This window comes from Massilia terrae (assembly GCF_024753145.1).
GTDB lineage: Bacteria > Pseudomonadota > Gammaproteobacteria > Burkholderiales > Burkholderiaceae_D > Telluria > Telluria terrae.
Window position 1 is genome coordinate 12,114 of sequence record NZ_JANUGU010000011.1, and the last position, 25,094, is coordinate 37,207.

General features: G+C 65.7%; 21 protein-coding genes. 6 read left to right on the forward strand and 15 right to left on the reverse strand.

What is annotated here, in order from left to right; translation table 11 throughout:
• Nucleotides 1-29 precede the first annotated feature (29 nt).
• Both NX778_RS22715 and NX778_RS22720 read right to left on the reverse strand, forming a co-directional pair.
• The gene (locus tag NX778_RS22715) at nt 30-1,595 is read right to left on the reverse strand and encodes an alkaline phosphatase D family protein (protein WP_258814085.1); all 1,566 of its coding nucleotides are present in this window, start codon (nt 1,593-1,595) and stop codon (nt 30-32) included.
• A gap of 4 nt (nt 1,596-1,599) precedes the next feature.
• Entirely contained in the window at nt 1,600-2,034 is a 435-nt protein-coding gene (locus NX778_RS22720; protein WP_258814086.1) for an acyl-CoA thioesterase, read from the reverse strand.
• A gap of 62 nt (nt 2,035-2,096) precedes the next feature.
• On the opposite strand from NX778_RS22720, the gene NX778_RS22725 reads away from it, so the two are divergent.
• Together NX778_RS22725 and kdoO are read left to right on the forward strand one after the other, a co-directional pair.
• Nucleotides 2,097-3,944, forward strand: a complete 1,848-nt coding sequence (locus tag NX778_RS22725) for an ABCB family ABC transporter ATP-binding protein/permease (protein ID WP_258814087.1) — start codon at nt 2,097-2,099, stop codon at nt 3,942-3,944.
• A 15-nt stretch (nt 3,945-3,959) separates the two neighbouring features.
• Entirely contained in the window at nt 3,960-4,823 is an 864-nt protein-coding gene (gene kdoO / locus NX778_RS22730) for a Kdo hydroxylase KdoO (protein WP_258814088.1), read from the forward strand.
• Nucleotides 4,824-4,987: 164 nt separating this feature from the next.
• Here the strand turns inward: kdoO and NX778_RS22735 are convergent, their stop codons facing one another.
• Together NX778_RS22735 and NX778_RS22740 are read right to left on the reverse strand one after the other, a co-directional pair.
• The gene (locus tag NX778_RS22735) at nt 4,988-6,067 is read right to left on the reverse strand and encodes a type II asparaginase (protein WP_258814089.1); all 1,080 of its coding nucleotides are present in this window, start codon (nt 6,065-6,067) and stop codon (nt 4,988-4,990) included.
• 226 nt (nt 6,068-6,293) lie between these two features.
• A complete protein-coding gene (locus tag NX778_RS22740) occupies nt 6,294-7,568 on the reverse strand; it encodes a dicarboxylate/amino acid:cation symporter (RefSeq protein WP_258814090.1) in 1,275 nt (424 codons plus the stop codon).
• A gap of 227 nt (nt 7,569-7,795) precedes the next feature.
• On the opposite strand from NX778_RS22740, the gene NX778_RS22745 reads away from it, so the two are divergent.
• The gene (locus tag NX778_RS22745) at nt 7,796-8,521 is read left to right on the forward strand and encodes an amino acid ABC transporter ATP-binding protein (RefSeq protein ID WP_258814091.1); all 726 of its coding nucleotides are present in this window, start codon (nt 7,796-7,798) and stop codon (nt 8,519-8,521) included.
• 81 nt (nt 8,522-8,602) lie between these two features.
• Here the strand turns inward: NX778_RS22745 and NX778_RS22750 are convergent, their stop codons facing one another.
• Nucleotides 8,603-9,349 carry a GntR family transcriptional regulator gene (locus tag NX778_RS22750; protein ID WP_258814092.1) on the reverse strand — a complete coding sequence of 249 codons (747 nt, stop codon included), beginning with the start codon at nt 9,347-9,349 and terminating at the stop codon, nt 8,603-8,605.
• Nucleotides 9,350-9,568: 219 nt separating this feature from the next.
• Entirely contained in the window at nt 9,569-10,450 is an 882-nt protein-coding gene (locus NX778_RS22755) for a LysR family transcriptional regulator (RefSeq protein WP_258814093.1), read from the reverse strand.
• Nucleotides 10,451-10,551: 101 nt separating this feature from the next.
• Here NX778_RS22755 and NX778_RS22760 point away from each other — a divergent pair, with 101 nt between their 5' ends.
• Together NX778_RS22760 and dctA are read left to right on the forward strand one after the other, a co-directional pair.
• Nucleotides 10,552-11,568 (forward strand): YeiH family protein, encoded by a 1,017-nt coding sequence (locus tag NX778_RS22760; protein ID WP_258814094.1) that lies wholly within the window; start codon nt 10,552-10,554, stop codon nt 11,566-11,568.
• Between the two features lie 237 nt (nt 11,569-11,805).
• Nucleotides 11,806-13,155 (forward strand): C4-dicarboxylate transporter DctA, encoded by a 1,350-nt coding sequence (gene dctA / locus NX778_RS22765; protein WP_258814095.1) that lies wholly within the window; start codon nt 11,806-11,808, stop codon nt 13,153-13,155.
• A 169-nt stretch (nt 13,156-13,324) separates the two neighbouring features.
• Here the strand turns inward: dctA and NX778_RS22770 are convergent, their stop codons facing one another.
• The gene (locus NX778_RS22770) at nt 13,325-16,147 is read right to left on the reverse strand and encodes an MASE4 domain-containing protein (protein ID WP_258814096.1); all 2,823 of its coding nucleotides are present in this window, start codon (nt 16,145-16,147) and stop codon (nt 13,325-13,327) included.
• Nucleotides 16,148-16,476: 329 nt separating this feature from the next.
• Here NX778_RS22770 and NX778_RS22775 point away from each other — a divergent pair, with 329 nt between their 5' ends.
• A complete protein-coding gene (locus tag NX778_RS22775; protein WP_258814097.1) occupies nt 16,477-17,043 on the forward strand; it encodes a GNAT family N-acetyltransferase in 567 nt (188 codons plus the stop codon).
• Between the two features lie 2 nt (nt 17,044-17,045).
• On the opposite strand, the gene NX778_RS22780 is transcribed toward NX778_RS22775, so the two are convergent.
• The 8 genes from NX778_RS22780 to NX778_RS22815 all read right to left on the reverse strand — a co-directional run bounded on the left by NX778_RS22780 (nt 17,046) and on the right by NX778_RS22815 (nt 25,092).
• Nucleotides 17,046-17,783 (reverse strand): sulfite exporter TauE/SafE family protein, encoded by a 738-nt coding sequence (locus tag NX778_RS22780; RefSeq protein WP_258814098.1) that lies wholly within the window; start codon nt 17,781-17,783, stop codon nt 17,046-17,048.
• 88 nt (nt 17,784-17,871) lie between these two features.
• Nucleotides 17,872-18,876 (reverse strand): Ldh family oxidoreductase, encoded by a 1,005-nt coding sequence (locus tag NX778_RS22785; protein WP_258814099.1) that lies wholly within the window; start codon nt 18,874-18,876, stop codon nt 17,872-17,874.
• The gene (locus tag NX778_RS22790; RefSeq protein WP_258814100.1) at nt 18,849-19,820 is read right to left on the reverse strand and encodes a hydroxyacid dehydrogenase; all 972 of its coding nucleotides are present in this window, start codon (nt 19,818-19,820) and stop codon (nt 18,849-18,851) included. The genes NX778_RS22785 and NX778_RS22790 overlap by 28 nt, the downstream gene beginning before the upstream one ends.
• A gap of 12 nt (nt 19,821-19,832) precedes the next feature.
• Nucleotides 19,833-20,708 carry an ABC transporter permease gene (locus NX778_RS22795; RefSeq protein ID WP_258814101.1) on the reverse strand — a complete coding sequence of 292 codons (876 nt, stop codon included), beginning with the start codon at nt 20,706-20,708 and terminating at the stop codon, nt 19,833-19,835.
• Nucleotides 20,701-21,501: an ABC transporter ATP-binding protein gene (locus NX778_RS22800; RefSeq protein ID WP_258814190.1), complete on the reverse strand. Its 801-nt coding sequence runs from the start codon at nt 21,499-21,501 to the stop codon at nt 20,701-20,703. The genes NX778_RS22795 and NX778_RS22800 overlap by 8 nt, the downstream gene beginning before the upstream one ends.
• Nucleotides 21,502-21,557: 56 nt before the next feature.
• Nucleotides 21,558-22,565 (reverse strand): ABC transporter substrate-binding protein, encoded by a 1,008-nt coding sequence (locus tag NX778_RS22805; protein WP_258814102.1) that lies wholly within the window; start codon nt 22,563-22,565, stop codon nt 21,558-21,560.
• Between the two features lie 179 nt (nt 22,566-22,744).
• Nucleotides 22,745-24,484, reverse strand: coding sequence for an L-aspartate oxidase (locus NX778_RS22810; RefSeq protein ID WP_258814103.1), 1,740 nt, complete (start codon nt 24,482-24,484; stop codon nt 22,745-22,747).
• Complete coding sequence (locus tag NX778_RS22815) at nt 24,481-25,092, reverse strand: fumarate hydratase C-terminal domain-containing protein (RefSeq protein ID WP_258814104.1); 612 nt, start codon at nt 25,090-25,092, stop codon at nt 24,481-24,483. Before NX778_RS22815 ends, NX778_RS22810 begins: the two co-directional genes overlap by 4 nt.
• Nucleotides 25,093-25,094 lie beyond the last annotated feature (2 nt).

Sequence of the window (25,094 nt, forward strand, 5' to 3'; positions counted from 1 at the left end):
GCCTGCGCGAGGACGACGTGTTACGCGGGCTATAAAAGGCCAGGACGACCGTCGGCGACGTGGAAGGACGTCAAGGCCGCGATCTTTGACTGCGGATCGCGCACATCATCCAGCCCCATGAACCGCGTCTCGGCCGCCCCCGGAGTCAGCTCCACCAGCATATACCCCCGCTTGTCGCTGCGGCCATATTTGATGTGCGGATTACGCTGCAAGTACTCCAGCGTCCTCGCCTGCGGCCGCGAGCCCGATGTGACCGAAGTACCGCAAAACTCCGTCGCCAGCACCGGGTTCTGCGCCGACACCGGCTTGTAGAAATCCGCCCTCAGCTCGGTCGCGAAGAACGAGTGCACGTCCCCGCCCAGCACCAGCGGATTGGCCGCGCCGCTCGATGCCAGCGCATCCATCAGCCGCCGCCGCGCCACCGGATAGCCATCCCAGCCATCGGTCCAGAACCGCCCGTCTTCGGGGGTGACGATCGGCGCATAGGTGTTCTGCGCCATCAGCGTCTGCTGCGTCAGGATGTTCCAGCGCGCCCGCGAGGTATTGAGGCCCTGCGCCAGCCAGTCTTCCTGCTCCTGCCCGAGCATCGAACGCGACGGATCGCGCAGCTCCGCGCAGGAGCGCAGGTTGACCACGTTCGATCCGCCATGCCCCGGCTTCGGGCAGGCCTCGGTCGCGCGGTACTGGCGGTCGTCCAGCACGTGAAAGCGCGCCAGCCTGCCCCAGTCGTAGCGCTGGTACAGCCGCACGTCGAAGAACTGGCGCACGTCGGCCAGCCGCACCGGCATGTGTTCGTAGAAGGCCTGGTAGGCCGCGGCGCGGCGCGCGGCGAAGGTCGGCGACAGCGTCCAGTCGCGCAGGCCGGCGTAGTCGTTGCTGACCTCATGGTCGTCCCAGGTCACGATCCACGGCGCCGCCAGGTGCGCGGCCTGCAAGTCGGGGTCGCTCTTGTACTGCGCATAGCGGGCGCGGTAGTCGGCCAGCGTTAAACACTCGTTGACGCGCTGCGCCTTGTCCGGATGGCGCAGCTGGTACGGACCCCATTCGTAGATGTAGTCGCCGACGAAGGCCACCAGGTCCGGCGCCTCGGCCACGATGTGGCGGTGCGCCGCGTACGCGCCGAATTCCCAGTGCTGGCACGATGCGACCGCGAGCCTGAGCGTGTCCGGCATCGTGTCGGGCGCCGGCGCGGTGCGGGTGCGCCCGACCGGGCTCACCGCGTCGCCCAGCATGAAGCGATACCAGTACCAGCGGTTCGGCTGCAGTCCGCGCGCATCCACGTGCACGCTGTGCGCCAGCTCCGGGGTGGCGACGGCCGTGCCCTTGGCGGCGATGCGGCGGAACGCTTCGTCCTCCGCCACTTCCCAGCGCACGGTGAGGGCGACCGGCGGCACCGAGGTGGCGTCGAGCGGATTGACGAGCAGGCGAGTCCACAGGATCACCGCATCGGGCAGCGGCGAACCGGAGGCGACGCCGAGGCTGAACGGATAATCCTTGCCCGCCGCTGCTGGCGCCGCTCGTCCGGCCAGCGGCACGGCCAGCGCGGCCGACAGCCGTGCGGCCTGCAGGAGGAAGAGCCGGCGCTGCGCCTGCATCGTGTCAGTGCGAGATCAGCGATTCGAGCGGCGGCAGCTGGCGTGGCTTGCGGTCCGGCCCGGTGGCGACGTAGGTGAGGGTGGCCTCGGTGACCTTGACCACATTGGTCTGCAGGCGATTGCGCTCGGCGTACACTTCCACATAGACGGTGACCGAGGTGTTGCCCACCTTGACGATGTCGGCGTAGAAAGACAGCAGGTCGCCCACGAACACCGGGTTTTTGAACAGGAAGGAATTGACCGCGATGGTGGCGACGCGGCCGTTGGCGCGGCGGGTGGCCGGCAGCGAGCCGGCGATGTCGACCTGGGCCATGATCCAGCCGCCGAACACGTCGCCGTAGACGTTCGCGTCGGACGGCGCCGGCATCACGCGCAGGACCGGCATTTTGCCTTCAGGCAGCGCGTTGACGGGGGATTGGGTATTTTCTGGCGTGGTCATCGTGAATTTCTCTGAAAAGCTACAATCGTCCCGAATTGAACCATAAATCACCGACCCCTGCCATGCGACGCCAATCCGCCAGTACCGCCCCCCTCCCTCCGCCGCCCGGCGGCCCCCGCAACGACTGGGCCACGCTGCGCACCCTGTTCCCCTATCTGTGGGTGTACAAGTGGCGCGTGCTGGCCGCGCTCAGCTGCCTGGTCGGCGCCAAGCTGGCCAACCTGGGCGTGCCGCTGGTGCTCAAGAAGCTGATCGACTCGCTGACCATCTCGCCCACGCATCCGCAGGCGCTGCTGGTGCTGCCGGTGGCCGCGCTGGTGGCCTACGGCGCGCTGCGCTTTGCGACCACCTTGTTCACCGAGCTGCGCGAATTTTTGTTCGCGCGCGTCACGCAGCGGGCCGTGCGCACCATCGCGCTGCAGGTGTTCCGGCACCTGCACTCGCTGTCGCTGCGCTTCCACTTGAACCGACAGACCGGCGGCATGTCGCGCGATATCGAACGCGGCACGCGCGGCGTCAATTCGCTGGTCTCGTATTCGCTGTTCTCGATCCTGCCGACGCTGGTCGAAATCGCGCTGGTGCTGGGCTACCTGGCGCTGCACTACGATCCCGCCTTCGCCCTCATCACCGGCGGCGCGCTGGTCATCTATATCGCGTTCACGATCATCGTCACGGAGTGGCGCACCCACTTCCGGCGCACGATGAACGAGCTCGATTCCAAGGCCAACACGCGCGCCATCGACTCGTTGCTCAACTACGAGACCGTCAAATACTTCGGCAACGAGAACTACGAGGCCGAGCGTTACGACCACGGCCTGCAGAAATACGAGAGCGCGGCGGTGCGCTCGCAGACGTCGCTCTCGCTGCTCAACAGCGGGCAGTCGCTCATCATCGCGATTGCGGTGACGCTGATCCTGTGGCGCTCGACCCAGGGCGTGATCGACCACAAAATGACGCTGGGCGACCTGGTGCTGGTGAACTCCTTCATGCTGCAGCTGTACATCCCGCTCAATTTCCTGGGCGTGATCTACCGCGAGATCAAGCAGAGCCTGGCCGACATGGAGCGCCTGTTCTCGCTGCTCGACCAGCACCGCGAAGTGGCGGATTCGCCGGATGCGCAGCCGCTGGTCACGCACGGCGGGCGCGTCGCGTTCTCGCATGTCGATTTCAGCTACGAGAGCAAGCGCCAGATCCTGTTCGACGTCGACTTCACCATCCCGGCCGGAACCACGACGGCGGTGGTGGGCCACAGCGGTTCAGGCAAGTCGACGCTGTCGCGGCTGCTGTTCCGCTTCTATGACGTGAACGCCGGCGCGATCAGCATCGACGGCCAGGACATCCGCAGCATCACGCAGGAGTCGTTGCGCGCCCACATCGGCATCGTGCCGCAGGATACGGTGCTGTTCAACGACACCATCGAATACAACATCGCCTACGGCCGGCCGGGCGCGCGCCGCGAGGACATCGTGGCGGCTGCGCGCGCGGCGTCGATCCACGACTTCATCGAAACCCTGCCGGATGGATATGCGACAATGGTGGGCGAACGCGGCCTGAAGCTGTCCGGCGGCGAGAAGCAGCGGGTGGCGATCGCGCGCACGCTGCTGAAGAATCCGGCGATCCTGATCTTCGACGAAGCCACCTCGGCGCTCGATTCGAAGGCCGAGCAGGCGATCCAGGCGCAGCTGAAGGAAATCGCGAAGAACCGCACCACGCTGGTGATCGCGCACCGCCTGTCGACCATCGCGGACGCGCAGCAGATCCTGGTGCTGGACCACGGGCGCATCGTCGAACGCGGCACGCACCAGTCGCTGCTGGCCGCGGACGGCCTGTACAAGCAGATGTGGGAGCGCCAGCAGGCGCGCAAGGACGAAGAGCTGGCCTCGCCGCCGGTCGAGGTCGAACAAGAATAAGCAGGCAATCCGCTCATGGAAAATCAGATCGTAGAAGTGAACGAAGTCCCGCGCGAGGGCGACCGCACGCTGGTCACGGCGCTCGAGGCGGGCAAGGTGCTGTACTTCCCGGCGCTGCCGTTCGAGCCGACCGCGCAGGAGCTGCAGCAGCTGTTCAAGCCGGAGATCCGTGACCCCAAGAGCCGCAACATCAGCCTCGACGCCAATGGCCGGCTGAAGGGCGCGGCGGGGGACGAGGCGACGCAGCAGATGCTGTCGGCGATGATGCTGCGCTTTCGCGCGCAGGCCGAGAACCTGCTGTCGGCGATGGCGCCGCGCTACATGGAGCACGTGCGGCGCGGGCCGGTGAGCTTCCGGCCGTCGGTGGTGGAGACGCGCGAGCAGTCGTGGCGCGCGGACGACCGCAGGCTCCACGTCGACGCGTTTCCGTCGCGGCCGAATCGTGGCGAGCGCCTGCTGCGCGTGTTCGCCAATGTGAATCCGGAAGGCGTGCCGCGCGTGTGGCGTGTCGGCGAACCCTTCGAGACCGTGGCGCGGCACTTCCTGCCGCGGGTGAAGCCGTATTCGCGCTGGCAGGCGAAGGCGCTCGAGGCGCTGAAGGTCACCAAGTCGCTGCGCAGCGAGTACGACCACCTGATGCTGCAGCTGCATGACGCGATGAAGTCGGACCTGGAGTACCAGAAGAATGCGCCGCAGGTGACCATGCCGTTCCCGGCCGGGTCGACCTGGGTGGTGTTTTCGGACCAGGCGTCGCATGCGGCGATGTCGGGGCAGTACATGATGGAGCTGACCGCGCAGCTACCGCCGGATGAACAGTACGATCCTGAGGCGAGCCCGCTGGCGATCCTGACACGCTTGCAGGGCCACGCACTGGTTTAATACCACCAAATGAAAACCGTCGTTCCCGGCACTGCCGGAAACGACTCCCCGCGCAGGCGGGGACCCATGCTGAGTGTGAGTAGAGTTGGCACCGCCTCTGCTCACACGTTCTATGGGTCCCCGCCTGCGCGGGAACGACGGTTTGCTGCTAACTAATCAATCGTTCAGTAGGTGTAGAACATCCGCTGAATCTCTTTGGTGTCATGCGTCCTGGTCAGCGCCAGCATCAACAGGATGCGCGCCTTCTGCGGGCTCAAGGTATCGGACACCACGAAATCCAGCTCGTCGTCATTCGCCTCGCCATTGCGCGCCACGATGCCCTGTCCCACGCGGCTGGAACGCACGATGATGACGCCCTTCTTGCGCGCCGCGACCAGCGCCGGCTTGGTGCGGGCCGGCAGGCTGCCGTCGCCGGTGCCGGCGTGGACGATGCCCACGTCGCCCTGCGCCACGAAGGCATCCACCGCCGCCGTCCCGACGTTCGCGTACGAGTAAGCGACATCCACCGCCGGCAGCGCATTCAGGCCGCTCACGTCGAATTCGGTTTCGGCGGTGTGCTTGCGCAGCGAGGCGCGGTAGAAACGCGGCTTACCATCCAGCATATAGCCGAGGAAGCCCAGCTCCGTGGTCTTGAAGGTGTCGGTGCTCACGGTGTTGGTCTTGGTGACTTCGCGCGCTGCGTTGATCTGGTCGTTCAGCGCGACCAGCACGCCCTTGCCGACCGCTTCCTTGCTGCCGGCCAGCGCGACCGCGTTGTACAGGTTGATCGGACCGTCGGCCGAGATCGCGGTCGACGGGCGCATCGAGCCAACCAGCACTACCGGCTTGTTGCTCTTCACGACCAGGTCGAGGAAGTACGCGGTCTCTTCCAGTGTGTCGGTGCCATGGGTGATGACGATGCCGTCCACGTCGGCCTGCGCCAGCAGCGTGTTGACGCGCTTGGCCAGCGCCAGCCAGTGCTCGTTGGTCATGCTCTCGCTGGCGATCTGGAATACCTGCTCGCCGGTGACATTGGCCACGTTCGACAGCTCCGGCACGGCTTTGATCAGCGATTCGACGCCGACCTTGGCGGCGGTGTAGCCGACCGTCGTGGTGCTGGTGGCGCCGGTGCCGGCGATGGTGCCGCCGGTCGCGAGGATCACGACGTGCGGCAGCTTGGCGTCCTGCGCCTGCGCGCTGAGCGTGATCAGGAACAGGCAGGCGAACAGCGCCCACAAGGAGCGCACGGATTTCTGGTACAGCATTGGTTTTTCTCCTTCGATTTGATGGCTGGCCTTGTGGGCTGGCCCGTTACTGCTGCTTCTGGTTCTACAAATCCGTCGTTCCCGCGAAAGCGGGTACCCCATTTCGCTCCGTAGCCGTTCACGCAAAAAATGGGATTCCCGCTTTCGCGGGAATGACGGCTCTCGGCTAAGGGCTAAAAAAATGGCCTTCCACAGCGGAAGGCCATCCTTATTTTTCGCGCCCCTTTTATGCCAGCGGCGCGGTGGCGACTTCCTTGTTGACGTTCCCCTCGGTCAGCTCGCCCTCCCACTTCGCGACCACGGCGGTGGCGATGCCGTTGCCGATAACGTTGGTGGCCGAACGTGCCATGTCGAGGAAGTGGTCGATGCCGATCAGGAGCAGCAGGCCTGCCTCGGGAATGTGGAACTGGCCTAGGGTCGCGGCGATTACCACCAGCGAGGCGCGCGGCACGCCGGCCATGCCTTTCGAGGTCAGCATCAGCACCAGCATCATCATCAGCTGGGTCGCGATCGGGATCTGGATACCGTAGGCCTGTGCGATGAACACGGTCGCGAAGGTGCAGTACATCATCGAGCCGTCCAGGTTGAACGAGTAGCCGATCGGGAGCACGAAGGCGGCCAGGCGGTTGCGCACGCCGAAGCGCTCCAGGCCTTCCAGCGTCTTCGGATACGCCGCTTCAGACGATGCGCAGGAGAACGCGATCAGGGCCGGTTCCTTCAGGATGCCGAGCAGCTTGAGGATGCGCGGGCCGACGAAGATGATGCCGGCCACGGTCAGGATCACCCACAGCAGCGCGATGCCGAGGTAGAACTCGCCCATGAACACGCCGTAGGTCGAGATGACGCCGACGCCACTTTTGGCGATGGTGCCCGCGACCGCCGCGAACACCGCGACCGGCGCGAAGTTCATCACGTAGCCGGTCACTTTCAGCATCACGTGGGCGACGCCGTCGATGGCTTCGATCATCGCGTTGGCCTTGGCGCCGATGGCGGCGGCCGCGGTGCCGAAGAAGATCGAGAAGATCACGATCTGCAGGATTTCGTTCTTGGCCATGCCGTCCACGATCGAGCTCGGGACCAGGTGGGTCACGAACTCGTTCAGCGTCAGGCCCTTGGCCGTGATGTCCGAGGTGGCGGTCGCCGCCGGCACCGCGTGCGACAGCGCCAGCGCGTCGCCCGGACGGAAGATGTTCACCAGGACCAGGCCGAGCGTGAGCGACATGATCGAGGCGATGATGAACCAGCCCAGCGCCTTGACGCCGATGCGGCCCACTTCCTTGGCGTCGCCCATCTTGGCGATGCCGACCACCAGCGTCGCGAACACCAGCGGCGAGATGATCATCTTGATCAGGCGGAGGAACAGCGTCGTCAGCAGCCCCATCTTGTCAGCGAAACCGCTGGCGCCGGCGGCGTCGGTGTTGGTGTTGACCAGGTAGCCAACGGCGATGCCCAGCACCAGGCCCACGAGGATGTAGGTAGTCAGGCGGCTTCGGTTATTCATAGACTGCTCTCTCCAGTGACCGGCGTGGTGTCTCCACCGCCGAGATTTCGTCCTGTGCCGCACGGGTTTCGGGCACAATAGCGACTCTTTTTTATGAGCGAACTGCCAGGGTTCGTATTGGCGTTATTGGCAAGTTCCGCAGTATCCTTGGCACTGATGGTGCTGTCAAGCATGCCCGCCGGGCGCGCCACACGGCCTCACTCGGGGCTTCCGAAAGACGATGAAACATGATCGAAATTGACGGTGTCAGCAAGTGGTATGGCCAGTTCCAGGTGCTCAGCGACTGCAGCACCCGGGTCGCGCGCGGCGACGTGGTGGTGGTGTGCGGGCCGTCCGGCTCGGGCAAGTCGACCCTGATCAAGACCGTCAACGGGCTGGAGCCGTTCCAGCGCGGCGCGGTGCGCGTCGATGGCGTCGAGGTGGGCGATCCGAAGACCGACCTGCCGAAGCTGCGCTCGAAGATCGGCATGGTGTTCCAGAATTTCGAGCTGTTCCCGCACCTGACGGTACGCGACAACCTGACCTTGGCGCAGGTGAAGGTGCTGGGGCGCAGCCTGGAGGAGGCGACGGCGAATGGCCTGAAGTACCTGGACCGGGTCGGCCTGCTGGCGCACCAGGACAAGTACCCGAGCCGTCTTTCGGGCGGCCAGCAGCAGCGCGTGGCGATCGCGCGGGCGCTGGCCATGGATCCGATCGCGATGCTGTTCGACGAGCCGACGTCGGCGCTGGATCCGGAGATGATCAACGAGGTGCTGGATGTGATGGTCGGGCTGGCGCAGGAAGGCATGACCATGATGGTGGTGACCCACGAGATGGGCTTCGCGCGCAAGGTCGCGGACCGGATCGTGTTCATGGATCACGGCAGGATTGTGGAGGATACGTCGAAGGACGAATTCTTCAGTGCGCCGAAGTCGGAGCGGGCGCGGGACTTTTTGGCGCGGATCATCCACTAAAGCGGGATATATACAGAACGTCGTTCCCGCTTCCGCGGGAACGACGGTAACTCTTGGCTCCGTACTATCAGTTGGCGGACGTTAAACCGTCTCGTCGCCGCTGAAGTACTCGTGATCCGTGGTCACCACCCACGAGTGCCGCAGTTCGACCACTTCGTCGCGGAAGGAGAAAGCGCGGCGCACGATGTGCAGCACCGGCGTGCCCGGCGCGATCGCCAGCAGTTCGGCCACTTCGGCGCTGGCGCCTTCGGCATCGAGCCGTTCCTCGGTGCGCAGCACGGCCACGCCGAAGCTGTCCTGGTACAGCTGGTAGAGCGTGGTGCGGCGCTCGCGCACCTGCTGTTCGGTCAGGCCCGGGAAGAAGCGGTCCGGCAGCAGGATGTGGTCGACGATCACCGCGCGCCCGGACAGGCTGAGGCGGTTGACGATGCGGTGCAGCTTGCTGCCCTTGCCGACGCCCAGCCGGCGCGCGCTGTCGAGGTCGGCCTTGTCCTTGTCCAGGCTGATGAACTCGACTTTCGGGTATTCCTTCTGGCCGGTCTTCGGGCAGATGTGGAAGAAGCCGAACATATAGCGGTCCTGGCTGTGCGAGGCGACGAAGGTGCCGCGGCCCTGGTGGCGGATCAGGATGTTCTCGGCGGTGAGCTCGTCGACGGCCTTGCGCAGGGTGCCGACCGAGACGCCGTAGCGCTCGCACAGGCGTTTTTCGGCCGGGATCATGTCGCCGGCTTTCCATTCGCCGTCGCGCAGCGATTCCATCAGCTTGTGCTTGACCTCGCGGTAGAGCGGTAGGCCGAGGGCGACGTCGGAGCGGAAGACTTGTTGCATGGGCGGCCTGCGCGGATAGTGACTATTGATCGCATGATAGCAAATACAAGGGCGCTTGGGTGGGGATTCATGCAGATCACCTAGTTGAATTTTCAAGCGCCGTCGTTCCCGCGCAGGCGGGAACCCATAGACCGCGTAACAGGATGCTCAGCATGGGGTGAACAATCCCGGGGGGATTGTTCACCCTGCGCGGGAACGACTGCAACTTTGCTATTTTATTTACGCTGCTTGGCAGAACGCCAGCAGGCTCTCCAGCCCTTCCGTCCTGTGCTTCTGCTTGTGCAGCAGGATATGAAACGACCGCGTCAGCTTGAGGAAAGGTGTATCGAGCATCACCAGGTTGCCGCGCTCGATGGCGCCGGCCAGGGCTATCCTGGGCAGGCAGGAGATGCCGATCCCGCTTTCCACCGCGCGCTTGATCGCCTCGGTGCCGCCCAGCTCCATCGCCAGCCGGATGTCGCCCAGCTGGCTGGTGAGCAGCTGTTCCACCACCTCGCGCGTGCCCGAGCCGCGCTCGCGCAGGATCCACTCGGCCTCCCGCAGCGCCTCCACCGTCGCCGCGCCCGGCTGGGCCAGCGGGCTGTCCGGCCGGACGCAGATCGCCAGCTCGTCGGTGCGCCAGAACAGGGCGTCGATGTCGGCGTCCATGCACGGCCCTTCGACGAAGCCGACGTCCACTTCGAAATGCAGCACGCGCTGCATCACCAGCCGCGTGTTTCCTACCTCCAGCTCGAAACGGCTGCCGGGCCGCTGCTGCCGAAAGCGCCCGATCAGCTGCGGCAGCAGGTAGTTGCCGATGGTGGAGCTGGCCGCCAGCCGCAGGTCGACCGGGCGCCCGGCCTTGCTGAACACGCCCTCCAGGTCGTGCGCGCGGCCGATCATCTCGACCGCCTGCGGGTACATCGTGCGGCCATCCTCGTTCAGCACCAGGCGCTTGCCGATGCGGTCGAACAGGCGGGTGCCGAGCTGGTTCTCGAACTCTGCCAAGGCCATGCTGGCGGCCGACTGGGTCATGCCGAGCGCGTTGGCGGCCTGGGTCACGTTGCCTTTCTGGGCGGTCGCGACGAAGACTTCGATCTGGCGGAGCGTGGTTCGCAGCATCGGTATATCAATTCTATTGATTAGTTATATCAATATAACTCGTTTTTCTTATAAGCGCGCGGGGCGTACTGTGGCGGCAAAGAATCAATGGAGCCGCACACATGAACAATTCGTCCAAGCGCAGCAGCCTCGCCGCCGGACTGGCACTGGCCGGCGCGATCGCCGCCGCCGGCATCTGGGGCGCAGACCTGGCGCCGGTCAAGCACCTGGGCATCAGCGCGCTGACGCTGGCCATCGTGCTCGGCATCGCGCTGGGCAATACGGTGTTCCCGCGCATCGCGCCGTTTTCGGGCGAAGGGGTGGAATTCGCCAAGGCCAAGCTGCTGCGGCTGGGCATCATCCTGTTCGGTTTCCGTATCACCTTCCAGGACATTTTCCAGATCGGCTGGGCCGGCATCCTGATCGACGTGCTGGTGATCGCCGCCACCTTCACGCTGGCGGTGCAATTGGGCACCCGCGTGTTCGGCCTCGACCGCCAGACCGCGATGCTGATCGGCGCCGGCAGCTCGATCTGCGGCGCGGCCGCCGTGCTGGCTACCGAGCCGGTGGTGCGCGGCCAAGCCCACAAGGTGTCGGTGGCGGTGGCCACTGTCGTCATCTTCGGTACGCTGGGCATGTTCATCTACCCGCTGCTGTATCCGCACCTGGGCCTGTCCGAGACCGCCTACGGCCTGTACGCCGGCTCCACCATTCATGAGGTGGCCCAGGTGGTGGTGGCGGGTCGTTCGGTGAGCGAGCACGCTGCCGCGTCCGCGGTGATCGAGAAGATGCTGCGCGTGATGATGCTGGCGCCTTTCCTCGTGATCCTGTCGAGCCGCGTGGGCGACGAGGCTGGCGCCGGCAAGAAGGGCAAGATCACCATCCCCTGGTTCGCGCTGCTGTTCATCGTCGCCGCTGGCGTCAACTCGCTGCACCTGCTGCCGGCCGGCGTAGTCGACGCCATCCTGGCGGTGGACACCGTGCTGCTGGCGATGGCGATGGCGGCGCTGGGCCTGCGCACCCACGCCGGCGCGATCCAGCAAGCCGGCGCCAAGCCGATCCTGCTGGCGAGCATCCTGTTCCTGTTCCTGATGACCGGCGGCTACCTCATCAACCGCGTCGTCACCGCCTTCGTGTGAGGCCGGAACAGTTTGCGAAGTGATTTAGATGATATGTTTGACTTGGGCGCGTTCGCCCGATAGCATGAAGTCGACAGAACAGATGGAGGCAAGGATTATCGATTAGAAGTGCGGCCAGGCGCCCGACGACGCAAACAAGCATTCAGCATCAGAGTTCACGTGCCCGCCGCAGAGCGGATCAGCAGATGGCCCAAGCCGCGCGGAACCCATTCCATTCTGGAGCGGTAGGAGGAGTAAATGAGGAGCTCGCTTTTTCGCAGTTTGTATTTCCAAGTGGTGGTGGCGCTCATCGCGGGTATCGCGACGGGTTATTTTTATCCGAAGATTGCCACCGACATGAAGCCGCTGGGGGATGCCTTCATCAACGGCATCAAGATGGTCATCACCCCGGTCGTGTTCTGTACCATCGTGTCCGGCATCGCCGGCATGGAAAGCCTGAAGAAGGTCGGCCGCGTGGGCGGCAAGGCCGTGCTGTATTTCGAAATCGTGACCACGCTGGCGCTGGTGATCGGCATGGTGGTGGCCAATGTGGTGCAGCCGGGCCATGGCATCAATGCCGACCTGGCCTCGCTCGACAAGGGCGCGGTGGCGGCGATTGCCGACAAGGCCCATCCGGAAACCGTGCTCGGCTACGTGACCTCGATCATCCCCACCTCCATCGTCGATGCCTTCGCCAAGGGCAACCTGCTGCAGGTGCTGCTGTTCTCGGTGCTGTTCGGCGTGTCGCTGTCGATCATGGGCGAGCGCAGCCGCAAGGCGCGCGAAATCGTCGATGAATTCGGCAAGGCCCTGCTGGGCGTGGTCGGGCTGGTGATGAAGCTGGCGCCGATCGGCGCCTTCGGGGCGATGGCTTTCACCGTCGGCAAATTCGGCATCGGCACCCTGCAGCAGCTGGCCACGCTGATCGGCGCCTACTACCTGACTACCGCGCTGTTCGTGATGGTGGTGCTGGGCTCGGTGGCGAAGATCGGCGGCGTGTCGCTGTGGAAGCTGCTCAAATACATCAAGGAAGAGCTGTTCATCGTGCTGGGCACGGCGACCACCGAGTCGGTGCTGCCGCAGCTGATGCAGAAGCTGGAGAACCTGGGCATCAAGCGTTCGGTGGTGGGCATGGTGGTGCCGACCGGCTATTCCTTCAACCTGGACGGCGCGGCGATCTACCTGACCATGACCTCGCTGTTCATTGCGCAGGCGCTCAATATCGACCTGTCGCTGTGGCAGCAGGTGGGCTTGCTGGCGATCCTGCTGCTCACGTCCAAGGGCGGCGCTGGCGTGGCCGGCGCGGCGCTGGTGGCGCTGGCGGCCACGCTCGGCTCGACCCATATCCTGCCGGTGGCGGGGATCGCGCTGGTGATCGGCATCGACCGGCTGATGAACGAGATCCGCGCGCTGACCAACCTGGTGGGCAATGCGGTGGCGACCATCGTGGTGGCGCGCTGGGAAGGCGAGATCGACCTGGTGCGGGCGCGGGCCGTGCTCAATGGCGAGGTGGTGCCGGTGCTGGAGGTGGATGCCGAGCCGCAGCTGGACCAGGACCTGCAGCCGGCGCCGGTGCCCGTCAGGGCGGCGAAGCCGGCGATGGCTTGAGCATTGACCGTCGTTCCCGCGCAGGCGGGAACCCATAGACCGCTTGACCGGATGCTCAGTATGGGTTCCCGCCTCCGCGGGAACGACGGTGGTCTATTTTTGAGCTAGTTCATGCACGTCGTCCCGGCGCAGGGACCCATGCCGAGCAGGCAGGCCTGCTGCGCCCCGCTCAATGCCGCACCGGCGGCCGCGGCGGCGCCGGCTCCATCGACAGCAGCACATCCAGCTCCGTGTGATTGACCGGCTTGGTCAGATGGAAATCGAAGCCGGCATCGCGCGTCAGCTTGCGGTCGCTCTCCTGCCCCCAGCCGGTCACCGCGATGATGCGCGGCCGCCGCAGCCCCACCCGGCGGCGCAGCTCGCGCGCCACGTCCAGCCCCGACATTTCCGGCATCCCGATGTCGAGCAGGATCACCTCCGGCTCGAACTCGAAGGCGGCGCGCAGCGCCTCCCTTCCGTCATGCGCCTCGCGCACTTCGTGCCCGGCCTCGTGCAGCAGCGCCACCATGCTCGCCGCCGCGTCGAGATTGTCGTCCACCACCAGCACGCGGCGCGGATGCAGGCGCGCTTCCTGCGAGACCAGCGGCACGTCCGGCTCCTCCTGCACGCGCGCCTCGCACAGCGGCAGGTCCACCGTGAAGGTGCTGCCCTGGCCCAAACCCCGGCTCGACGCGCTGACGCTGCCCTCGTGCAGTTCGACGAAGCCCTTCACCAGCGCCAGGCCGATCCCGAGCCCGCCGTGGCTGCGTTCCAGCGCCGGCGTGACCTGGGCGAACAGGCCGAAGATGTCCTTGATGTGTTCCGGCGCGATGCCCACCCCGCTGTCCGTGATCGAGACCTGAGCCCGCCCGCGCGAACGGCCCGCGTACACCTCGATGGTGCCGGCGTGCGGCGTGAACTTGATCGCATTGTTCAGCAGGTTGACGAAGCACTGCACGATGCGCGTGGCGTCGGCGTCGGCATACAGCGGGTCGTCGCCGAGGTGGACCGAGACCTCGTGCCCGGCCTGCTTGAGCGCGGCCTCCACCGCGTGCAGCGCATCGGTCAGGCAGTCGACCAGCGACACCCGCTTCTTCGACAGCCGCACCTTGCCCTGGGTGATGCGCGACACCTCCAGCAGGTCGTCGACCAGGCGCGCCAGGTGGCGTGACTGGCGGTCGATGATGGTCAGCGCGCGCTCGACATTGTGCGGCAGGCCGGACAGGCGCGACAGCAGCTCACTGGCGTTGCGGATCGGCGCCAGCGGGTTGCGCAGCTCGTGCGCCAGCGTCGCGAGGAATTCGTCCTTGCGCTGGTCGGCCTTCTTCAGCGCCTGCTCGGCCTCGCTCTGGGCCGTGATGTCGGTGTTGCTGCCGAACCAGTGGATGATGTTGCCGTCGGCATTGCGCAGCGGCACCGCGCGGCACAGGAACTGGCGGTACTTGCCGTCCGCGCCCTTGATCGGCAGCACCAGCTCGAACGGGGCGCCGGTGGCGATCGAGAAGCGCCACCGTTCCAGCGCCAGCGGCCGCAGGGCCGGGTCGTACGCGCTTTGCCAGCTCCAGCCCTCGGATTCTTCCGGCGCGAGCCCGGTGTATTCGTACCAGCGGCGGTTGAACCACGCCACCCAGCCGTCCGGCCGCGCCATCCAGGCGATCTGCGGGATCTCGTTGGCCAGCGTGTGGAAGCGTTCCTCCAGTTCGGCGGTGGCATCCTCGCCCAGCTTCTTGTCGGTGATGTCGGCGATGACGCCGAACACCTGGTGCGGCTTGCCTTGTTCGTCATATTGGGCGACCCCGCGCGCCGATGCCCACAGCAAATCGCCGCGCGCATTGCGCATTCGAAAGTCGACGCTGCATTCGACGCCGTTGCGGAAGCAATCGTCGATCTTCTCGCGCAGGGCGTCGCGGTCTTCCGGCAGGACATAGTTCAGCAGCGCATCGGGTTCGGGTGCGAGCGTGCCGGGCGCCATGCCGACCATGTGTTCCAGTTCCGGGCTCCACCATGCGCGCCGTTCCCGCAGATCCCAGCTGAACACGCCCATGCGTCCCGCTTGCAGGGCCAGTCGCAATACTTCGCGCGATTCGCGCAAGCCTGCCGCCGTCCGCGCGCCGGCCTGCGCGGAGGCGAGGTCGCGGTACATCCGGTTGTGCTCGTTCAACAGCATGATCAGCACGAAGCTCGATGCCAGCAGGCTGTAGAAGCGGCCGGCGTAGAAGCCGACATCCCAGCGGCCCGCATTGAAAATGGCCACCAGCCCGATTTCGAAGAACCAGGCGGACAGCACCACGGCCAGCCACAGGTCGAGTGCCGAGGTCGAGCGGCGGGTCAGCAGGACGGCCAGCGCGACGCCGGTCACGAACCACTGGCCGTAGCGGCCGATATTGAAGGCGGACGAGTACTTGTTATCCCTGAGCATTTGCGGCAGCAGGTCGGTGGCGTACACCGCCAGCAAGCTCAGCAGCGCGGCGCAGCCCAGCGTCACCAGCAAGGCCCAGGCCATCGGAGGACCGCGGCGGATCACGCGGCGGTGCTTATCCTTCAGGAAGGAATAGGCAATGATTGCGATGGGAAAGCCGAGGTGCCAGAAGACGTGCAGGTAGCCGGTCGTCTGCGATCCCGCGCCGAGCAGGCCGGCGGCCGCGAACACGCCTGGAAAGCTCAGCAGGTGGACGGTCGCCATCACGGCCGAATACAGGTAGCCGCAACCCAGCACGAGGATTTCGGAGCGGCGTGTCAGGCGAAAGTAGCCGAACAGAAGCGTCATCGTGATGAGGTCGTTCATCACGATGACGGGCTCGTAGAGCGGGATGAACCAGTTGGCCGGCGGCAGCGCCTGGCGCGCAAAGGGGACGAGCGCCAGGAACATGCCGAGCGACAGCGCGACCATGACCAGCGCCAGCCTCAGCGACGCCGGGCTCGCTTCATAATCGGACAGTGTGCGTTCGACATTGCTTTCGGAGAACACCGGAGTCTTCCCGGCATCGCCTGGCGCTCGGAACTCGTAGTTCATGGGGCATCATAGATTTGATGCGGAAAAGAGGGAGCACCGTACACGACAGGAAAGCTTGCGCGCGGCGGTATGGTGTGGGCGACGTTTCGCCAGGGTGCTGGCACCAATGGATCTCATTTTGCTATCTCATTGCGTCTCTTTTCGACCTCATCGGACCTCGGCTGCGCAAGCGCGATCAAATGAAGATCAAATGAGACCTTTCGAGACGAAGAAAAGGAGCGCATGGTGACAGGACCTTGGAAAACACAAGCGCGGAGGGAGCTTCTCGACATCGACAGCCGTCACCAGCAGGGCTACCATCGCAGGCAATGTGAGCCAATATTGCCATTATGAATCCTGTTCAAGTTGAAACGGAGCCGCGCGCCCAGCTCGATGCAGGCGATTTCCTGCTGCGGCGCTTCGTCGAATCCGATGCGCCCGCCTTCGCCGCCGCCGCGCGCGAATCGGCGGCCAGCCTCGTCCGATGGATGCCCTGGGCCGATGCCGACTTCAGCGAAAGCCAGGCGCTCGACTGGTTTGCGATCTGCAACGACGGCTGGGCCAGCGGGACGTCTTACCAGTTCGGCATCTTCCTGGCTGATGCCGTGAGCTTCATCGGCGGCGCCGGCCTGAACCAGTTCAACCAGGTCAACGGCTTCTGCAATCTCGGCTACTGGGTGCGCGACTCCGCCAGGCGCCAGGGCGCGGCGAGTGCGGCCACGAAAGCGCTGGCGAAATTCGCGTTCGAGACGCTGCAGTTGTCGCGCGTCGAAATCGTCATCGCCGAGGGCAACGAGGCCAGCCTCGGTGCGGCCCGCAAGGCAGGCGCGAGCTACGAATGCCTGGCGCGAAACCGGCTCAGGCTGCACGGCCAGGCCGTCGCCGCGCACATGCTGGTGCTGCTGCCGGAGCGCTAGGTCTACAGGTTGCGGGCGACGAGGCTGACGCCGCCGGCGATCAGGATCACCCAGATCGCCTGCACCACGCGCTGCGCCGGCAGCCGGCTGTGCAGGCGGTTGCCGAGGTAGAGGCCGAGCAGCGAGCAGGGCAGCAGCATGGCAGCAAGTGAGAACAGGGAGTTCTGCTGCAGCAGCCCGACCGAGGAGAAGAACACCAGCCGCGAAATGCTGGTCGTGAAAATCAGCGCGCTGATGGTGGCGCGCAGCACGGCCTTGTCGTCGAGGCGGCGCGTGAGGTAAATCGTATAAATCGGTCCGCCGGTGCCGAACAGCGCGGTGAACATCCCGCCCGCCATGCCGAGCGGCGCCGACCAGCCGGAGGCCAGCGGCTGCGGCTCGCGCTTGAGCAGCAGGCTCCATGCCGAGTAGGCCAGGATGAAGGTGCCGAGGATCAGCAGCAGCCAGCGCTCCGGCACTTTGACCAGCGCGAACACGCCAATCGCCATCCCGACCAGCATGTAGGGAATCAGCCGCAGCAACTCCTTGCGGTCGATCACGCGGCGGTTGCGCATGCCCATCAGGAGGCCGGAGCACAGGTCGAACATCAGCATCAGCGGCACCGCCAGCTTCAGCGGGATCACCTGCACCAGCAGCGGCATCGCCGTGATCGACGAGCCGAAGCCGGTGAGGCCGAATACCGTGTACGCCATCAGGACGATGAGGGCGAGGAGAACAATCGTTTCGGTGCCGAAGGCCATTGGTGGTGGCTTTGCTGATTCATTGAATTCACCGTCGCTCCCGCGAAAGCGGGAATGACGAAGCTAATTGTTGAGCGAGGATGAAGCACTACGCCTGCGCCAGCTCCTCAAGCTGTTTGATGAGCGCATCGGGCACCTCGATCCCTTCCGCCTCCGCCTTGCGCGCCAGCGCTTCCCTGCGCTGCCCCGGCAGCCGCACATCTGGATCCACCAGCATCGCCGCAACCAGCGTCTCCACGCGCTCGCTGAACACATCCGTCCCCGCCAGCGCCGCCGGATCGATCACCATGAACGCCTGCCCGATGCGTGGCCGGTTGCCCTGCTCGACAAAGAATGAATCCGCCTCGAACCCGAACGCCGCACCGGTCAGCGCGCAGCACAACAGCTCGACGACCAGCGCAAGCATCGCACCCTTCACGCCGCCGGCCGGCACCATCATGCCTTCCAGCCCTGCCTTGGGATCGGTGGTCGGATTGCCGTCCTTGTCCAGTGCCCAGCCCAGCGGAATCGACTCGCCCTTCTTGGCGGCGACCATCAGCTTGCCGCGCGCGACCTCCGACAGCGACAGGTCGATCACCAGCGGCGGCGCGCCGCGCCTTGGGAACACGGCGGCAATCGGATTGGTGCCGAACAGCGCGCGCTTGCCGCCCCATGCCGGCATGCCGCCCGGCGAATTGCCGAACGCAAGGCCAACCATGCCGGCGCGAGCGACCGGCTCGAGGTGATAAGCAGCCGCGCCGAAGTGATGGCTGCGCGTGACGCAGGCGAACGCAGCGCCGCATTCGCGTGCCGAGCGGATCGCTTCGCGCACCGCGACCGCGCAGGCGGGGAAGGCCAGCCCTTCCTCCGCATCGACCAGCAGCGCCGCCGGCTTGGTCTGCTGGACCTGCGGCACGGCGTGCCCGTTGACGCGCCCATTGCGCAGATGCCCCGCGTACTGCGGGATGCGCGACAGGCCGTGCGAGGCCAGCCCCTGCGCCTCCGCCGCGACCAGGGCGGCAGCGGTGGCCGCGGCCATCTCGTCGCTCGCGCCCGCGCGCCGCAGCGCATTGGTGGCAAGGGTGGTCAGGTCGGTAATGCTAGGTGTTGGCATGAATGCTCCGTGGTGGTGGTACCGAGCAGCCGCCCGGCGACCAGCTCGGCGATCATCGCGCTGACGCGCTCATTCGATTCTCGCGTGACGCCCGCGATATGCGGCGTCAGGATCAGGTTGGGTACGTCGGCCAACACCGACCCCGCCGCCAGCGGCTCGTGCTCGAACACGTCGAGCGCAGCGCCGCCCAGCCGGCCCTCGCGCAGCGCCTCGGCCAATGCCGCTTCGTCGACGATGCCGCCGCGCGCCGTATTGATCAGCACCGCGCCCGGCTTCATCATGCCGATGCGTGCCGCGTCCAGCAGCTTGTGGGTGGCATCCGTCAGCGGCACATGCAGCGTCACCACGTCCGCTTCGCGCAGCAGGCCATCCAGGCTGCAGCAGGTGGCGCCGCTCTCGCGCCACGCCGGCGCATCGGCATCGAGCATCGGATCATAGCCGATCACGCGCATGCCCAGCGAGCGCGCCAGCTTCGCCGCCAGCCGCCCGATGCCGCCGAAGCCGACGATGCCCAGCGTCTTGCCCGCGCTCTCGCGTCCTTCCGACAGCAGCGCGCGCGGCCACTTGCCGGCGCCGACCGCGCCGCTCGACAGGTAGGCGCCGCGCAGCAGCACCATGGCGGTGCTGATGACGTATTCGGCCACCGCCAGCGCATTGGCGCCGGTGGCCGGGATCACGGCGACGCCGCGCGCCTCGCAGGCCGCGACGTCGATGTTGTCCAGCCCGACGCCGAGCCGTCCGACTACCTTCAGCTGCGGCCCTGCCGCCAGCAGTTCGCCGCGTACCTGGGTGCGGTTGCGCACGATCAGCGCCATCGCATCGGCCAGCTCGCGCATCAGTTCCTGCGGCTTGTCCACCAGCTGCGGGTCGTACACCACATCGAAGCGGCGTTGCAGGTCCTTCACGGACGCTTCGTCCATGAATTCGCAAATCACGATTTTCATGAAGTTCTCCGGTCAGGCCTGCATGCCCCACTTGCGCACGGTATGGGTCTCGATGGTGCGGAACACCAGGTTCTCGACGATCAGGCCGATCAGGATCACGGTGAGCAGGCCGGCGAACACGCTCGGGATCTCCAGCTGGTTCTTGTTCTCGTAGATGAACCAGCCAAGGCCGCCGGAACCGGAGCTCACGCCGAACACCAGCTCGGACGCGATCAGGGTCCGCCAGGCGAACGCCCAGCCGATCTTCAGGCCGGTCAGGATGCTGGGGAAGGCCGCCGGGATCAGGATCTTGGTCACATAGCTGAGGCCACCGAGCCCGTAATTGCGGCCCACCATGCGCAGCGTGTTCGACACCGCCAGGAAGCCCGAGTGCGTGTTGAGCGCGACCGCCCACACCACCGAATGCACCAGCACGAAGATCAGGCTGCCATTGCCGAGGCCGAACCAGATCAGCGCGATCGGCAGCAGCGCAATCGCCGGCAGCGGATTGAACATCGAGGTCAGCGTCTCCAGGAAGTCGGTGCCGATGCGCGACGAGATGCCGAACGCGGTCAGCAGCGCCGCCAGCGCGATGCCGATCCCGTACCCCATCAGCAGCACCTTGAGCGAGGCCCAGATCTTGACCAGCAGGTCGCCCTCGACCAGGTGCGTGGCCAGCGACTGCACGGTGGCGCTGAAGGTCGGGAACAGCAGCTCGTTGTTCAGCATGCGTGCGCCGCCTTCCCACGCCACCATCAGCACGATCAGGATGAAGGCCTTGCGCAGCGCGCTGACGTTGTACAGCTTCTCGAAAGTGGACAGCGGCTTCTGCACGACGCCGAACTGCGAGGAATCGAGCGGCTCGCGGTGGATCGGCGGCCGCGACCACAGGATGGCGTCCTTAGACATGCTGCACCTCCTTCTCTTCGATATCGTCGGCGAACAGCATCTTGTGGATCTCGTGTTCGAGCTCCTTGGCTATCCGCGGGTCCTCGCAGTCGCGCGGCGCGCTGGCCAGCTCCGCCTTCACCTGGCCCGGGTGCGGCGACAGCAGCAGGATGCGGCTGCCGCACTTGATCGCTTCAGGGATCGAGTGCGTCACGAACAGCACCGTGAAGTGGGTGTCGTCCCACAGGTGCAGCAGCTCGTCCTGCATCTTGCGCCGCGTGAGCGCGTCCAGCGCCGCGTAGGGCTCGTCCATCAGCAGCACGTCCGGCTCCATCGCCATGCCGCGCGCGATCGCCACCCGCTGCTTCATGCCGCCCGAAAGCATGTGCGGATGGTGGTTCGCGAACTTGGCCAGGTTGACCTTCTCGATGTACTGCATCGCCTTCTCTTCCGCCGACTTCGCGGTGTGCTTGCCGGAGGCGCACAGCGGGAACATCACGTTCTCCTTCACTGTCTTCCAGGGCAGCAGCTGGTCGAACTCCTGGAACACCATCATGCGGTCCGGTCCCGGCCGCGTGACCAGCTTGTCCTTGAGGCGGATCTCTCCTTCGGTCGGCGTCAGGTAGCCGCCGACCGCCTTCAGCAGCGTCGACTTGCCGCAGCCGGAAGGCCCCAGCAGCACGTAGCGGTCCGATTTGAACACCTGGAAGTTGACGCGGTAGGTCGCGGTCACCAGGTGGGCCTTGGTCTTGTATTGCAGCGTGACGTCACGCACGTCCAAAAGCGGGCTGGGCCCTTGCTGCGGGGTGCTCATGTCCATGACTCTCCATCCTTTTGCTTGTCTGCGGTGGGCCGATGTCCTGTGTCGGCTCAGCTGCCCGGCAGCTTGTGCACGTTATCGAAGAACATGTCCTTCCAGGATGCCGGCTTGACCTTGATGGAGCCGATCTTGTGCATGAAGTCCACGTACTTCATGACGTTCTGCGGGGTGGTCGTGAATTTGATCTGCGGGTCGTCCAGCATCTTCATGATGTCCTCGACGCTGCTCTTGTCCTTCGACATGCGCAGGTAGATCTCGGCCGCTGCCCGCTTGTCCTTGTTGATCATCTCGATCGCGTCCTCGAGCGCCATCACGAAGGAGGCATAGACGCGCGGGTTCTCCTTGCGGAACTTGGTGGTGGTCCAGATCAGGTTGAAGGTGGCGGGGCCGCCCAGCACCTGGTAGGAATTGAGCACCGTGTGGATGCCCGGCTTTTCAAGCTGCTGGTACTGGAACGGCGGCGAGCTGAATTGGGCGTCCACCTCGCTGGTGCCCGACAGCAGGGCGGCCTGGCCGTCCGGGTGGCTCATCGACACGGTCAGGCGATCGAGCTTGTTCTGCTGGCCGGGGCCGAAGGCCTGCTCGGCCGCCATCTGCAGCGTCACGGCCTGGATCGAGACCTTCACGGCCGGCAGCGCGATCTTGTCCTTGTCGGTGAAGTCCTTGATGGTCTTGACGGCGGGATTGCGGGTGTTCAGGTACAGCGGCATCGAGTTCAGCGCCGCCACGGCCTTGACGTCGTAGTTGCCGCGGGTCTTGGCCCACAGCGTGACCAGGGGCGCCACGCCGCCCGCCGCGATGTGCAGGCTGTCCGACAGCAGCGCGTCGTTCATCACGTTCCCGCCCGCGAACTTGGCCCAGGTGACCTTCAGCCCGCCGGCGCCGGCTTCCTTCGAATACTTCTCGACCAGGTGCTGGTCTTCCATGATCATCAGGGGAAGGTAGCTGATGCCGTACTGCTCGGCGATTTTCAGGTCGGTGATCTCGGCGCCCGCGGCGAACGAGGTGGAGAACAGGGCGGCGGCCCCGGCGCACAACAGAATGGATCTGACTTGCATTGGATGTCTCCTCCAATATCGGTTGGTGTAAGGGGTGGCGCTTGTGCGCCTGTTGTGTGGTCTCTCCCCCTGTCCGGATGATGCTAGATCGATCGCTGACTACTTTTCACTGCACGACCACCTGATAGTAGACCAGTGTCGCAATAAATTCAACTAGATGACTTAAATGAGTTCACCTTTTATTTTGCAGGGGCCGCTTCCGGCTCCAGGATTGTGTGCCCCGGACGCACGCGTTCGAAGCGCACCGCTTCCCGGCCGAGCTCCAGCTTGGACGCGCCCATGCGCGCCACCGTGAAGCTCGACGTTTCAAGATCGCCGCTCTGCGGAAAGTCCTCGCGGTAGTGGGCGCCGCGCGAATCCTCGCGCAGCAGCGCGGCGGCGGCGATCACCCGGCTCACTGCGATCAGGCTGCGCAGATTCATCCAGTCGTGCCATGACAGGTTGTAGGCCCGGTCGCCGTCCGGGATGCCGGTGCGCGCCAGCTGCGCGTCCAGCTCTTCCAGCCGGCGCTGGGCGCGGCGGATGCCGTCGGCGGTGCGCAGGATGCCCACGTCCAGCCACATGCACTCGAACAGGGCCTCGCGGATCGCTTCGAGGTCGCCGGGCTCCTGCGTGAACGGCAGCGTATGTTCCATCATGCTGCGCGTGATCGCCGCCTCGTCCGGCGCGCGCAAGCCCGGGTTGCGCCCGACCCACGCGGCCATCGATTCGCCCGAGATCCCGCCGAACACCGTGGAGTTGGCCACGCCGTTGCCGCCGAGCCGGTTGGCGCCGTGCACGCCGCCGGTGTCCTCGCCGGCCGCGAACAGTCCGGTCAGTTCGGTGGTGGTGTCAGGCTTGAACACCACGCCGCCCATCATGTAGTGCGCCGTCGGCACCACTTCCACGCGGCCGCCGGCGAGGTCGAAGCCGCAGTCGCCGCAGCGTTCGACCATGCCCTTGAACTGCTGGCGCACCTTGTCCGGCCCGAGGTGCGACATCTGGATGTAGACCCCGCCGTTGGGCGTGCTGCGCCCGGCGCGGATCTCGGCGTAGATGCCGCGCGAGACGATGTCGCGGGTGGCGCGCTCGCCGCGCGGGTCGTAGTTGCTCATGAAGCGCTCGCCCTCGCCGTTGAGCAGGTAGCCGCCGGCGCCGCGCAGTCCTTCCTCCAGCACCGTCCCGGTCATGCGCGTGTGCGTGCCCGCCAGCAGGCCGGTGGGGTGGAACTGCACCATCTCCATGTCGCGCAGCGGCAGGCCGGCGCGCAGCGCCATCGCCAGGCCGTCGCAGCTCTTGTCGCCGGACGGTGTGTGAAACTTGTACATGGTCGGCCCGCCGCCGGTCGCCAGCAGCACGGCCTTGGCTTGCACGAACACGAATTCGCCGGTGCGCATATCGATCATCAGCACGCCGGACAGCGCCTTGCCGTCCTCGGTCTTGATCAGCTCGACCGCGCGGTGCTCTTCCAGCCGGTGGATACCGCGTGCCCAGACCTGCTCGGACAGCCGGTTGATGATCTCGATGCCGGTCAGGTCGCCCTTGTGCACGGTGCGATCAAAAGTCTGGCCCGCGAACGCCTTCTGGTGCACGGTGCCGTCCGGGTTGCGGTCGAAGAAGCAGCCCAGTTCATTTTCCAGCTCGTGGATGCGCTCGACCGCCTTGGTCACCAGCGTCCACGCCAGCTCCTGGTTGGCCAGCCACTTGCTGCCCTCGATCGTGTCCATGAAATGGCGCTCGACCGAGTCGCCCTCGGCCAGCGCGACGTTGTAGCCGCCCTGCACCATGCGCGTGCAGCCGCATTTGCCGAGCAGTCCCTTCACCGCCACCGTGATCGACAGCGATGGGTCGGCCTGGTGCGCGTGGAGCGCCGCGAACAGGCCGGCGCCGCCGGAGCCGAGGATCAGAATGTCGGTCTGCACGCGCTTGATCGGCTTCATTTCGTCACTCCCAGGCTGGCCAGCACCTTGGCGCGGCGCGCTTCGACGTCGGCTTTCACATCGGTGTACAGGCTGCCGCCGTGGCTGTCCATCGCCACCAGCAGCGGGCCGAAATCGCGGATCCTGAACTTCCACAGCGATTCCGGATTCAGGTCGTCGAGGTCGACGTCCTCGATCTGCTCGATCCAGGTGGTTTCCAGCGCCGCGGTGCCGCCGACAATCGCGAGATAGGCGCCGCCCAGGTCGCGGAAGGCATCCTGCGAACCCTGGCGCAGTCCGCCCTTGCCGACAATGAAGCGCACGCCGTATTGCGCCATCAGCGGCCGCGTGAAGCGCTCCATGCGGTCGGAGGTGGTGGTGCCGATGCAGACCTGCTGGTAGCCGGTCGGGTAGTCGGCGCTCTTTTCCACCCTGCGCACATTGGGCGCGGTGTGGATGACGGCCTGGCCGTTGAGGTCGAAGCGGGTCTTGCGGCCGCGGTCGAACATGTGGATCTGGGTGGCGTCGCGAATCCCGAACAGGGTCCGCTGCAGCGTAACCGTATCGTTGACGCGCAGCTTGCGCACCTGTTCCTCGGTCACGGGCATGGTGAGGTCGTAGTGGGCCATGA